Annotated in this window: 16 protein-coding genes; 9 read left to right on the top strand and 7 right to left on the bottom strand. The window is 69.3% G+C overall.

From position 1 onward, the window contains the following. Positions 1–239 precede the first annotated feature (239 nt). Positions 240–635: a hypothetical protein gene (locus ACFS27_RS29220; RefSeq protein WP_377190891.1), complete on the bottom strand. Its 396-nt coding sequence runs from the start codon at positions 633–635 to the stop codon at positions 240–242. A 162-nt stretch (positions 636–797) separates the two neighbouring features. Between ACFS27_RS29220 and ACFS27_RS29215 the strand changes: the two genes are divergently transcribed. From ACFS27_RS29215 to ACFS27_RS29205, 3 genes are all read left to right on the top strand, one after another. After that, the gene (locus tag ACFS27_RS29215) at positions 798–1,124 is read left to right on the top strand and encodes a winged helix-turn-helix domain-containing protein (RefSeq protein WP_377190889.1); all 327 of its coding nucleotides are present in this window, start codon (positions 798–800) and stop codon (positions 1,122–1,124) included. Positions 1,125–1,212: 88 nt separating this feature from the next. Then, a complete protein-coding gene (locus tag ACFS27_RS29210) occupies positions 1,213–1,884 on the top strand; it encodes an NUDIX hydrolase (RefSeq protein WP_377190887.1) in 672 nt (223 codons plus the stop codon). Continuing rightward, a complete protein-coding gene (locus tag ACFS27_RS29205; RefSeq protein ID WP_377190885.1) occupies positions 1,877–2,287 on the top strand; it encodes an NUDIX hydrolase in 411 nt (136 codons plus the stop codon). The genes ACFS27_RS29210 and ACFS27_RS29205 overlap by 8 nt, the downstream gene beginning before the upstream one ends. Positions 2,288–2,845: 558 nt before the next feature. Here ACFS27_RS29205 and ACFS27_RS29200 read toward each other — a convergent pair. Next, positions 2,846–3,484, bottom strand: coding sequence for a tyrosine-type recombinase/integrase (locus tag ACFS27_RS29200; RefSeq protein ID WP_377190883.1), 639 nt, complete (start codon positions 3,482–3,484; stop codon positions 2,846–2,848). Here ACFS27_RS29200 and ACFS27_RS29195 point away from each other — a divergent pair. From ACFS27_RS29195 to ACFS27_RS29180, 4 genes are all read left to right on the top strand, one after another. Continuing rightward, complete coding sequence (locus tag ACFS27_RS29195) at positions 3,470–3,976, top strand: winged helix-turn-helix domain-containing protein (protein ID WP_377190881.1); 507 nt, start codon at positions 3,470–3,472, stop codon at positions 3,974–3,976. The genes ACFS27_RS29200 and ACFS27_RS29195 overlap by 15 nt on opposite strands. Positions 3,977–4,064: 88 nt before the next feature. Further along, on the top strand, positions 4,065–4,820 hold the full coding sequence (locus tag ACFS27_RS29190; RefSeq protein WP_377190879.1) for an NUDIX hydrolase: 756 nt from the start codon (positions 4,065–4,067) through the stop codon (positions 4,818–4,820). Beyond that, positions 4,726–5,136: an NUDIX hydrolase gene (locus ACFS27_RS29185; protein ID WP_377190877.1), complete on the top strand. Its 411-nt coding sequence runs from the start codon at positions 4,726–4,728 to the stop codon at positions 5,134–5,136. The genes ACFS27_RS29190 and ACFS27_RS29185 overlap by 95 nt, the downstream gene beginning before the upstream one ends. Positions 5,137–5,467: 331 nt before the next feature. Then, the gene (locus tag ACFS27_RS29180) at positions 5,468–6,001 is read left to right on the top strand and encodes an AAA family ATPase (protein ID WP_377190875.1); all 534 of its coding nucleotides are present in this window, start codon (positions 5,468–5,470) and stop codon (positions 5,999–6,001) included. Positions 6,002–6,275: 274 nt separating this feature from the next. Here ACFS27_RS29180 and ACFS27_RS29175 read toward each other — a convergent pair whose 3' ends face one another. Further along, entirely contained in the window at positions 6,276–6,662 is a 387-nt protein-coding gene (locus ACFS27_RS29175) for a DoxX family protein (RefSeq protein WP_377190873.1), read from the bottom strand. 94 nt (positions 6,663–6,756) lie between these two features. After that, positions 6,757–7,599: an SDR family NAD(P)-dependent oxidoreductase gene (locus ACFS27_RS29170; protein ID WP_377190871.1), complete on the bottom strand. Its 843-nt coding sequence runs from the start codon at positions 7,597–7,599 to the stop codon at positions 6,757–6,759. 114 nt (positions 7,600–7,713) lie between these two features. Here ACFS27_RS29170 and ACFS27_RS29165 point away from each other — a divergent pair, with 114 nt between their 5' ends. Next, positions 7,714–8,319 (top strand): TetR/AcrR family transcriptional regulator, encoded by a 606-nt coding sequence (locus ACFS27_RS29165; RefSeq protein WP_377190869.1) that lies wholly within the window; start codon positions 7,714–7,716, stop codon positions 8,317–8,319. Here ACFS27_RS29165 and ACFS27_RS29160 read toward each other — a convergent pair. Next, positions 8,316–8,753: a ribosomal maturation YjgA family protein gene (locus ACFS27_RS29160; RefSeq protein WP_377190867.1), complete on the bottom strand. Its 438-nt coding sequence runs from the start codon at positions 8,751–8,753 to the stop codon at positions 8,316–8,318. The two genes, ACFS27_RS29165 and ACFS27_RS29160, sit on opposite strands and share 4 nt — an antisense overlap. Next, entirely contained in the window at positions 8,743–9,816 is a 1,074-nt protein-coding gene (gene zapE / locus ACFS27_RS29155; protein ID WP_377190865.1) for a cell division protein ZapE, read from the bottom strand. Before zapE ends, ACFS27_RS29160 begins: the two co-directional genes overlap by 11 nt. Before the next feature lie 23 nt (positions 9,817–9,839). Between zapE and def the strand changes: the two genes are divergently transcribed. After that, on the top strand, positions 9,840–10,529 hold the full coding sequence (gene def, locus ACFS27_RS29150) for a peptide deformylase (RefSeq protein ID WP_377190863.1): 690 nt from the start codon (positions 9,840–9,842) through the stop codon (positions 10,527–10,529). 61 nt (positions 10,530–10,590) lie between these two features. On the opposite strand, the gene ACFS27_RS29145 is transcribed toward def, so the two are convergent. Continuing rightward, on the bottom strand, positions 10,591–11,169 hold the full coding sequence (locus ACFS27_RS29145) for an alpha/beta hydrolase family protein (protein ID WP_377190861.1): 579 nt from the start codon (positions 11,167–11,169) through the stop codon (positions 10,591–10,593). Between the last annotated feature and the right edge of the window lie 31 nt (positions 11,170–11,200).

Below are 11,200 nucleotides of genomic sequence, written 5' to 3'. Positions count from 1 at the left end.
GCAGGAGCCGCCTGTCCGCGTGTCCGGTCGGGCAGTCTTCGGGCTGTCCGGCCGGATGACGTCTGTGTCCGCCCGGCGTGCCGGGCGGCGGTCCGGTCCGGTACGGCTGTCCGTTGGACCGGTCCCGTCCGGCTGTCCGGTCCGGTCCGGGCGTCCGCGCCATCCGGTTCGGTCCGTGCGCGACGGCGGTCGGACGGGACTCGGTCGCGGAGAGCGGCCGGAGTAGTAGCCAGGCCGCGTCATGCGTTCGGTCCGACGACGCGCCGCCCGGCGCCCGCACCCTGGGCACCGGTCAGTTCGGCGTAGAGCTCGGCGTCGCCGGGCATCCCCTCGCCGCGCAGCATCACGTACGACAGGCCGGGGACGACGTCGTATCCCCAGGCGCTGCGGACCAGTTCGCCGTCCTCGATGTCCTCGGTCAGGTCCTGGAGGACCAGGCCGAGGTCAGCAGCCACGGCCCACGCGTCAACGCCGCTCGCGAGGATCACGATCACGTCGTGCACGTGGACGTGCACCTCGAAGACACGGTCACGACCGATACGGCCCACCAGGGCCGCAGAGTCGATCATGACGTCCACCAGCGTCCGGGGCTCCTGCGCTCCGACCGTCGTCTTCTCCGTCGTCGTTACAGACATGATGGCCTCCTGAGTTTCGTAGTCCTGGCCGAGACCTTTTGCCTCGGCCCGTGTCTCCACAGTGCACCTAGTGCACATAGTGCGTCAAGTGTTACGAGTGAACTTCCGTGAACTCGCAGGTGGGGTGTGCTGTACTTAGTGCATAAAGGAGGCGGTGCCCTGATGAACACGAACCTCACGAGCGAACCCGCCGGTCGTCGTCTGGCCGGAGAACTCCGACGCCGCATCGTCAGCGGCGAACTTTCCGAGGGTGCGCAGTTGCCCTCGGCGTCCGCGCTCCAGGCGGAGCACGGCGTCTCCAGCACGGTCGTCCGTGACGCGCTCAGTGCGCTCAAGGCTGAGGGCTACGTCATCGGCCAGCAGGGCAAGGGCGTCTTCGTCGCCACTGCCGAACAGCGCACGGCGACGGCTGGAGACGAGAGCCTCGTGGAGCGTGTCGCCGCGCTCGAAGCGCGGGTACAGGCTCTCGAGGATGCTCGGACCGCGTAGGTTGTTTCGCATGTGACCAGCGAATCGCTGTTCGGGCGGGCGATCGATGACAGCCCGCTGCAGTCCCGATGCAGTGCAGGTGCAACCGATGCAGGGGGTGATTGCATTGACTCTGCTTGATGCGTGGAACGGCGAGCGAGCCGCCCGGCTCCAGTCCGCGCTACGCATGTCCAACGAAGAGTTCGCCGAACATCTCGGCCTCGCTCCGCGTACCGTCGCGGGCTGGCACCAGAACCCGGAGACCCGACAGCGGCCAGACGTTCAGCGGATGCTGGACGGGGCTCTACAGCGAGCCGACGACGGAGCGCGCCAGCGGTTCGAGCACGCAATGCGAGCTGCTGAACCAGAGCAGCAGCGCGACGACGGGCCGCAGCGCCTCACGGTCGCCCTCGCGCTGGTCCAACGGGACAACCTCGTGCTCCTGGTCCAGCGTCGCGACGGGGGCGCGCTCCACTGGCAGTTTCCTGCTGGCATCGTGAAGCCCGGAGCGTCGCCGGCCGATGCCGCTGTACGCGAGACCTACGCCGAGACTGCTGTTCACTGCTCTGTCCGTGAGCAGATCGGAGCGCGCGTGCACCCGAAGACGGGCGTCTACTGCGAGTATTTCCACTGTGACTATCTCGCTGGTGAGGCGGAGAATCGCGACGTCGTCGAGAACGCCAGCGTCGCGTGGGTCGCGGTGGCGGACCTCGGCAAGTTCATACCGGAGAGCAACATCTACCCGCCGATCCTCGAAGTGCTGGGAGGCACGCATGTCTGAGGCAGTAACCGAAGAGAAGCCCGCCATCGCAGCGGCGATCATCGTCCAGGACGGCAAGCTGCTCCTGGTCCAGCGTCGTGTATCCGAAGGCTCGCTCTCGTGGCAGTTCCCCGCGGGAGCAGTCGAGCAGGGCGAGACGTTCGAGCAGGCAGCCGTCCGCGAGACTGCCGAAGAGACAGGGCTCACCGTCGATGCCGTGAAGGTGCTGGGGGAGCGCGTGCACCCGAACACCGGTCGCCTCATGGGCTACGTCGCGTGCGACGTCGTCAGCGGCGAGGCGTACGTCGCCGACACCGAAGAACTCGCAGACATCGTCTGGGCGTCTCCTGACACGTTCTCCGACTACGTGCCCTACGGCTTCGCGCCAGCGGTGCAGGACTACCTCACGACGAAGGTCGGATAACGAGGTAGCGGTAGCGCAGGTAGCCCAATACCCGCGCAGCGCCAGAACCCCGGTTTCGGGCCATATCGAGGCCTTGGGCTGGAGGCCGCTACTCCGCTACCCCTGGTGAGAATCGTTGGAATCTAGCGGCTCCAGGGGTGGCGGAGGCGGTAGCGCCCCCGCTACCGGTAGCGGGGCGCTCCGCTACCTCCGCTACCCCGTGCGCGACGTCGAGGGGGCGCCACGAGACGGCTACGGTGCTACTCGTAGATTGCGGACGGTCACGGCGGACGGCGTTGTCGTCGGACGGGTCGGTCCTCCGCCTAACAACCGCCCGCACGTAGTCGGGGAGCCGGGTGCGCAGGTTCCCCCGAGGTTCCCCCAGGATGCACGGACAGCCGACCGGCGCACTCGATGCACGGAGAGACCGGCCATGAATCGACGAGCGAGGCACCCGGCACGCGCTCGTAATGAGAAGGTCATCAGTTCGATTCTGATAGGCGGCTCCACAGAAAAACCCCGCTTGACCAGGCTGTATGGCCTTGGTTAAGCGGGGTTTCTTCGTTGGCCGGGACCCAATTAAGGACCCAACGGCCCCCCGGCGGCCCCCGAGTCGTCGGAGACCCCTTCGTTCAGGCGACCTAGGCCCGCTTTGTCGGCTCCGGTACCGAGGTAGTGCAGGTACCGGTTCGTGGTCGCGATCGATTCGTGGCCGCACCACGCCTGCACCGTTCCGGGATCGATACGCCGTGCCAGCCAGAGACACGCGGCGGTGTGCCGTAGGTCGTGGAGACGCCGGCCCCGACCGGTCCCGATGCTGTTCCCGGCGTCGTCCCGCCTCGCCCAGTCGAGCAGCCGCAGCGACGCCGACCGCCAGAGCTGCGCCCCGCCCGACGTCGTGAACAACAGGTCATGAGGTGCCTTGCCACGCGCCAGTTCGCGGACGATCGGCAGCACGCGGTTCCCCAGCGGCACACGACGGATGCTCCGGCCCTTGGTGGCCTTCACTGGGGAGCCCTCGGGCTGGCTCCGGCGCACCATGAGCGCAGCCGTCGGTACCTCCATGAGGGACGCGACCTGCATCGCACGTGCCTCGCCCCAGCGGAGGCCGGTCCAGCCCAGCACGAGCAGGATGTCCGCCAACCGTTCGTCCTTCGTCTTCCAGACCAGGTACGCGGCCTCGAGCTCGTTCTCCGTGAACGGGTGTATCTCGTCCACCTCGTCCGAGCCCTTGGGAACCTTGACCCCGGTGACGGGGTTCCGCGCGAGCAACTTCTCACGGACGCACCAGGAGAAGAACACGGACAGGCTGGCGCGGTAGCGCACCACCGACGAGTTGACCAGGCCACCAGCGAGCAGCTTCTCGAAGGAGCGCGCCACCTCGCGTTCGGAGAACCTCACGAGCGAACCGCCGGCCGACGACTGGCCGGAGAACTCCGACGCCGCATCACCAGCGGTGAACTCTCCGAGGGTGCGCAGCTCCCCTCGTCGGCCACGCTTCAGGCGGAGCACGGCGTATCCAGCACGGTCGTCCGTGACGCGCTCGGTGCGCTCAAAGCGGTGGGCTACGTCATCGGACAGCAGGGCAAGGGCGTCTTCGTCGCCAGTGCTGACCAGCGCACGGCGTCGGCCGGAGACGAGAGCCTCGCGGAGCGCGTCGCCGCACTCGAAGCACGGGTGCAGGCTCTTGAGGATGCTCGGTCCGCGTAGGTCGTTTTGCATGTGACCAGCGAATCGCTGTTCGGGTGGGCGATCGATGACGCCCCGATGCAGTCCCGACGCAGTGCAGGTGCAACCGATGCAGGGGGTGATTGCATTGACTCTGCTTGATGCGTGGAACGGCGTGCGAGCCGCCCGGCTCCAGTCCGCGCTACGCATGTCCAACGAAGAGTTCGCCGAGCACCTCGGCCTCGCTCCGCGCACCGTCGCGGGCTGGCACCAGAACCCGGCGACCCGACAGCGGCCCGACGTTCAGCGGATGCTGGACGCGACGCTACAACGAGCCGAAGACGGAGCGCGCCAGCGGTTCGCGCACGCGATGCGAGCTGCTGAACCAGAGCAGAGCGACGACGGGCCGCAGCGCCTCACGGTCGTCCTCGCGCTGGTTCAGCGTGACGATCTCGTGCTCCTGGTCCAGCGCCGCGACGGTGGCGCGCTTCACTGGCAGTTCCCGGCTGGCATCGTGAAACCCGGAGCCTCGCCGGCCGATGCCGCAGTACGCGAGACCTACGCCGAGACCGCCGTTCACTGCTCCGTGCGAGAGCAGATCGGAGCCCGCGTGCACCCGCACACGGGCGTCTACATCGAGTATTTCCACTGTGACTACCTCGCCGGTGAGGCGGAGAATCGCGACGTCGTCGAGAACGCCAGCGTCGCATGGGTGGCCGTAGCGGACCTCGGCAAGTTCATCCCGGAGAGCACCATCTACCCGCCGATCCTCGAAGTGCTGGGAGGCACGCATGCCCGAGGCAGTAACCGAAGAGAAGCCCGCCATCGCAGCGGCGATCATCGTCCAGGACGGGAAGCTGCTGCTGGTCCAGCGTCGCGTTTCTGAGGGCTCGCTCTCATGGCAGTTCCCCGCCGGTGCAGTCGAGCAGGGCGAGACGTTCGCAGAGGCGGCTGTCCGCGAGACGGCCGAAGAGGCAGGGCTCACCGTCCAGGCCGTGAAGGTGCTGGGGGAGCGGGTGCACCCGAACACCGGACGCCTCATGGACTACGTCGCGTGCGACGTCGTCAGCGGAGAGGCATACGTCGCCGATGCCGAAGAACTCGCGGACATCGTGTGGGCGACGCCGGACGAGTTCACCGACTACGTGCCCTACGGCTTCGCGCCGGCAATGCAGGACTACCTCACGACGAAGGTCGGCTGACGCGGTAGCGGTAGCGCGGGTAGGGACTACCCGCCGATCGCCCAAACCCCGGTTTTGGGCCAAAACAGGGGTCTGGGCCGGAGCCGCTACTCCGCTACGCCTGGTGAGAATCGTAGGAATCTAGCGTGTCCAGGGGTAGCGGGGGCGGTAGCGCCCGCGCTACTGGTAGCGGGTCCCTCCGCTACCCCTCGCGCGCCGTCGAGGGCGTGCCGCGAGATGGCTACGGTGCCACCCGCAGCTCGCACTCCTCCTTGAGAGCCCTCGGCGTCGCCCAGACTGGCGGGGGAGTATTGCGTCGCTCTAATCACGGCGGTCATGACACGATCAAAACGTGGTTGACAAGGAACAGGGCCGCACGCGTTCACGGCTGGTGATAATCAGTGGTCCGATCGCGGCGGGGAAGAGCACGTTGGCTGGCGAACTCGTCCAGATGCTTCGGATGGATGGCTTCTCGGTCGCACGCACCGACCTCGACACCGTTGCGGAGATGGCGCTGCCGACGCTTCCGAACTGGGACTGGGCGCATGGAATTCATGCGCAGCTGGTCGGCGCCTGGCTGAGGACCGGCGTCGACATCGTCGTCGACGAAGGCACCTCCAGCCCGGATGAGGTGCACCAGGTACTTGACCAGGTGCCTGAGGGCATCGATGCCTTCCACGTCGTGCTCACTGCCGACTTCGATGCCTCACTTGCCCGAGCGCGTGCGGATCCGGGACGCGGGGTCAGCAAGGATCCGGCCCACCTACGCGCCGACCACGATATATACGCGCGCCACCTGCCGCACTTGCCGAGCAGCCTGCGCTTGCACGTCGAAGGTCAAGAGCCCGCAGTGCTGGCGCGACAGGTCCTCATGCACCTGCCTTGAGTCCTTGCTGTCGTCCGGCTGTTTCTCAAGGACGTTCCGTGGGAGCGCGGCCCCCCGGCGGCCCCCGCCGCCGCATCAGGGACGGCCGGACGCACCACATGCACGCCGAATGGTGCGCGGAATTCGTCACGCGTGGCCCTGGGACGTTCTCGTCATGAGAAGGTCGTGAGTTCGATTCTCACAGGCGGCTCCGTACGCCAAAAGCCCGGAACCTCAGCGGTTCCGGGCTTTTCGCGTACGTGCCGTCGGGACGCACCCGCCGACGTCGGCCCGATCAGGCCACGAACGCCTCCGGCCCGAACCGACCCCACGCCACGAAGGCGATCAGGACCAGGTAGGTCAGGTCCGCCAGCATGAGCTTGTACTCGCGACGGCTGATCCGGGTGACCGCAGCGCCGGCCATGATCATCGCGAGGCCGAGGGCGGCCAACGGCACGAGGTCCGGCGCTATGCCGAGCAGGGCGGGCAGGATCAGGCCGAGGCCGCCCAGTACCTCGAAGACCCCGATGGCCTTGATGGTGCTGGGCTTGAAGTCGTCGGTCCATCTCGCAGCAGGTCCCGTCGCGGCGATCCGCTCCTTGCTCGCGATGATCTTGAGCGCGCCGCTGCCCACGTAGACGATCGCGAGTAGCCCGGCGACTATCCACAGGGCGATGTTCATACGGTTCTCCTCGAAGCCGGGGTCACTGTCTGTACCGCCGACGACAGAGGGGGCCGGTGTGTGACAGCGCGGCCGCACGGGTTACCGGCGCGGGCTATCCCTCCGGCGCCGCGATGGGCTCCTCGGCTGCGCGACTCACCGCTTCCCATTCCTGCCAGGTCCTGCGCCGTTCGTCGGTGACGTCGAATGCGATGTCGTAGGCCGTGCCGCCCAGGAGGAGCCGGCGCGGCGGACTGGCACTGGCGGTCAGCTCAAGGATCGCGTCGGCGGCCCGCTTCGGGTCGCTGTCGACGCTGTTCTCCGCGAACTGCGCCGCCAGCCGGTCACGCAGCGCGTCGTACTCCGCAAGGGGCGCTGCGGTGTCCATGGCGGTGTAAAGGTCGGTCCAGTAGCCGCCCGGCTGCACGATGGTGACGTCGACGCCGAAGTCCGCGAGCTCGTGCGCCACCGCCTCGCTCAGGCCCTCCAGTGCGAACTTGCTCGCGCTGTACAGGCCGGTGCCTGCGAAGCCGGCCAGACCCCCGATGCTGGAGATCTGGATGAGGTGGCCCGACCCCTGCCGGCGCAGTACCGGAGCGACGGCCTGGGTCACCCAGACGGCGCCGAAGAAGTTGGTCTCGAGCTGGGCGCGGACCTGCTCCTCGGTGAACTCCTCGACGAACCCGTACGACATGGTCCCCGCGTTGTTGATCACGATGTCGAGCCGGCCGAAGGCCGCCACGGCCTGTTCGACGGCGGACCGCACCGAGGCCGGGTCGCGGACGTCCGCGGCGATCTGGAGAAGGCCGGGTCGCGTCTCGTCGTCCCTGATCGTGCGGGACACCGCGGCGACCTGGTCACCGGAGTCGAGGGCGGCGTCGGCGAAGGCGCGGCCCAGGCCGCGGCTCGCGCCGGTGATGAACCAGGTTCGGGCCCTGGTGGTAGGTCGTTCGGTCATGGTGCTTCCCCTTCCGACGGGCTTACGAGACGAAGCGTCTCGACAACAACTCTGACGGGGCGATGGCTCTTTGTCAATACGCAACGTCTCGTCTCATTGCGATAGGCTGCTCGCATGTCGACCGCCTCGCTTCCGTCCACCGGACGGCGCCGCAACCCCGCCACCCGCGCGGCGATCCTCGCCACGACCTTCGACGTCGTCGCAGAGCTCGGCTACGCGCGTCTCACCATCGAGAAGGTGGCCGCACGGGCGGGCGTCGGCAAGCAGACGATCTACCGGTGGTGGCCGAACAAGGGCGCGCTTGTGCTCGACGCCGTCCTCGAGCGCTCTCTCGGACCGGGAGAGCCTGCCGAGCTGCCCGACACCGGTGACCTCGAGGCAGACCTGACGGCCGTGCTGGTAGCCACGGTCGAGGAGTTCGCCGACCCCGCGTTCGACCGAGCGCTGCGCGGCCTCACCGCGGCGATCATCGAGGACGCGGAGCTCAGCCAGGCCTACCGCGAGCGGCTGGACGAGCCGATGCGTGAGCTCAAGAAGCGGCGGCTCCGCCGGGCGCAGGAGTCCGGCCGGCTCGACCCGGGGGTCGACCTCGACCTGGCCGTCGATCTGATCTTCGCGCCGGTCACCCGGCGCTGGACGGAGCGGTCCGGCGACCTGAGCCCCGATGGAGTGCGGGCGATCGTCCGGCACGCGCTCAGGGGGCTGACGAACGCCGCCTAGCGGGGATGCCGGACGGGCGGCCGGCGCCGTCGGTCGCCGCGCACTCTCCGCGCGAGCCGGTGCAGCGCCCAGCCCAGTGCCGCCCCGACCGCGTAGAACGGCAGGTCCGGCGCATTGAAGGTGGTGCCGAGCACGAGCCGCGCGAGCGCGCTGTGGGCGCCCAGCTCTGCGGGGACACCGGTGAGCTGGAAGAGCTCGACAGCTGCGCTCACCCCGAACGCCACGATCGCGGCGACCCACGCGCGAGAGTGCGGGGCCACGACGAGCACGAGCCAGAAGATCAGCAGCGCATAGAGCGCGTCGCCCGCGTACTTCGCGACGTCGCCGCCGAGCACCGACCGCACCGACAGTCCGGCAGCCACGGTCACCACGGCTGCGGCGGCAGGCGCCGCCCGGCTCCCGAGCCGGGCCCGGACCGTCGTCTCACCGCTCATGTGCGTCACTCATGTGCGCAGTCTGCCGGAGCTGCCGCAGGCGGCTCGTCGCACGGGCCAGGTCGGGCGGGGCAGGGCGGTCGGTGGGCAACGAGAACAGCTCGTCGAGCGGCCGTTGCGCCGTCAGCACCAGCGCGAGGTCCCGGTCGTAGAGCACGTCGACCAGGCTCACGAACCGCTGCTGCGTGTTGAGGTGGCACTCCGCGAACGGCACGACCTCCGACACCACCCACCGGACGTAGCGGTCGGCCAGGGACAGCATGTCCAGTGCCGACACCGGTGCGGCGCAGAGACCGGCGAAGTCGAACCATACGGCGCCGTCCGACGCCCGGAGGGCCTGCACGCTCCGGCCCCCGCTCAGCGCGACGTCCACTGCCTCCTGCGGTGCGGGGCGGACCAGGCCGGAGGCCGCGAGCAGCTCCGGCGAACCGGGGACGAGGACGGCGCCGCCGCGCCAGCCGACGGGCGCGTGGACGACGGCGTCGTCCGGCACCTCGAGCTCCCGGTAGTCCACGGGACCGTCCACCCGCAGCACGTCCAGCCGGGACTCCAGCAGGTCGATGAGGGGTTCGGCGAGCTCGTGGAACAGCGGGTCGGGCAGGAGCCCTTCCGGTGGGTAGTTCGAGGTCGCGACGAGCGTCACTCCGCGGCCCAGCAGGGTGCGCAGGGCCCGGGAGAGCAGCGTGGCGTCGCCGGCGTCGTGCAGGTGGAGCTCGTCGAAGCAGAGCACGCGCGCGTTCCCGAGCAGCGCGTCCAGGGCTCTGTCCATCGCATCGGCCGTGCCGATCCGTGCCCAGACCTCGGCGTGCAGCGCCCGGTAGAACTCGTGGAAGTGGAACCGCGGCCCGCCCGCCAGACCATGGAACCGGTCGAGGAGCCAGGTCTTTCCCCGGCCCACCGGGCCCCAGAGATAGACGCCGCCGGCGGCCTCCGGGCGTCCACGGCCGGGGCGGACGGCCACCCTGCCCAGCAGGTCCTCGAGATGCCCCGCCGCGGCCAGCTGTGCGTCGTCGAGCAGGTACCCCGCCGCGCTCGCGGCGTCGCGGATCGGCGTGGACTGCATGCGTCGAAGGTACTCTCTGTGCCATGGCATGGACCCGCGCCCGGCGGCGCAAGCCCGTCACCTATCTGCTCGGAGAACCGGTCGAGGAGTACCCGGCGACAGCACCAGAGGTCGCCCGCGGCCGAGTGCTGCGCATCACCGAGATCGGTGAGCCGGTGCTGCACAAGCCGGCCCGGACCGTCGAGGAGTTCTCGACCCCTGAGCTCGCCCGGCTGATCGACGACCTGTTCGCCACCATGGAGTCGGCGCAGGGTGTCGGCCTCGCGGCTCCGCAGGTGGGCGTGGACCTCCGGGTGTTCGTGTACGACCTCACGGACTCGTCGGGCGACCGGCACGTCGGACACGTGGTCAACCCGGTGCTCGAGATGGACCTCGATGCCGAGCCGGAGACCGAGGAGGAGGGCTGCCTCTCCGTGATCGGCGCGTACGAGCCGCTGGAACGCCCTGGCGCGGCCACGGTGCGCGGCGTGGACCAGCACGGTGGGCCGATGCAGCTGTCGGGCACCGGCTACCTCGCGCGCTGCCTCATCCACGAGTCCCAGCACCTCGACGGCGTCCTGTACTGGGACCACCTGAGCGCCGACCTGCAGGCTGACGCGCTGGAGCAGCGTGACGAGGAGCGCGACGACATCATCGCGGAACGGCGCGAGATCGCCATCGAGCTGGACAAGACCCCGCCGACCTACCCGGCGAAGCCGGCCGGCGGCCGCTGACCCCTTCGTTGTGAGCGCGATCGTTGAGCCCAAAGCGGTCACGTAGCCGCAACCGTCGCGCTCACAACGATGCGGCCCAGGCCGCGACGGCCTGGGCCACCGATTCCTGGCGCGCTACGCCGCGCATGTCGTGCGCTCCGGACAGCGTCACGGTCGTGACGGGCCCGGGGATCGCCGCGACGTGCTCAGCGAGCTCGTCGGGGGTGCCGAACTGGTCCTTGTCCCCGGACACGAACAGCGTGGGCACCTGGATCTGCCCGAAGTGCTCCACCCGCAGCTTCTCCGGTCGCCCCGGCGGGTGCAGCGGGTAGCTGAGCAGCACCAGGCCGGCGGCGGGCAGACCCTCCGCCACGGCCATCGAGCACATCCGCCCGCCGTAGGACCGTCCGCCGAGGAGCAGCCGGTCCGTCGGGACACCGAGCTCGTCTGCCCACGCCGCCGCCTCGGCCAGCAGGTGCGCGACGGCGACCGGCGCCCGGTCCGGCATCCGCCGCCCCTCGAGGCGGTAGGGGAAGTCGACGCGGCGTACCGGCAGCGGCGGTGCGACGTCGGCCAGGGCATGCTCCACCGCGACGAGCGCCGCGCTGTCGCGGTTCGCACCCGCGCCGGGGGTCAGCAGGAGGCCTGCGGGTCTGGTCACGCACCCAGTCTGCCCTGGCGGCCCTTGCCGG

Source organism: Promicromonospora vindobonensis, from assembly GCF_042685865.1.
In the GTDB taxonomy this organism is placed as follows: domain Bacteria; phylum Actinomycetota; class Actinomycetes; order Actinomycetales; family Cellulomonadaceae; genus Promicromonospora; species Promicromonospora vindobonensis.
The sequence above is the reverse complement of the archived record's forward strand: the minus strand, read 5'-3'. Positions and strand labels throughout refer to the sequence as shown.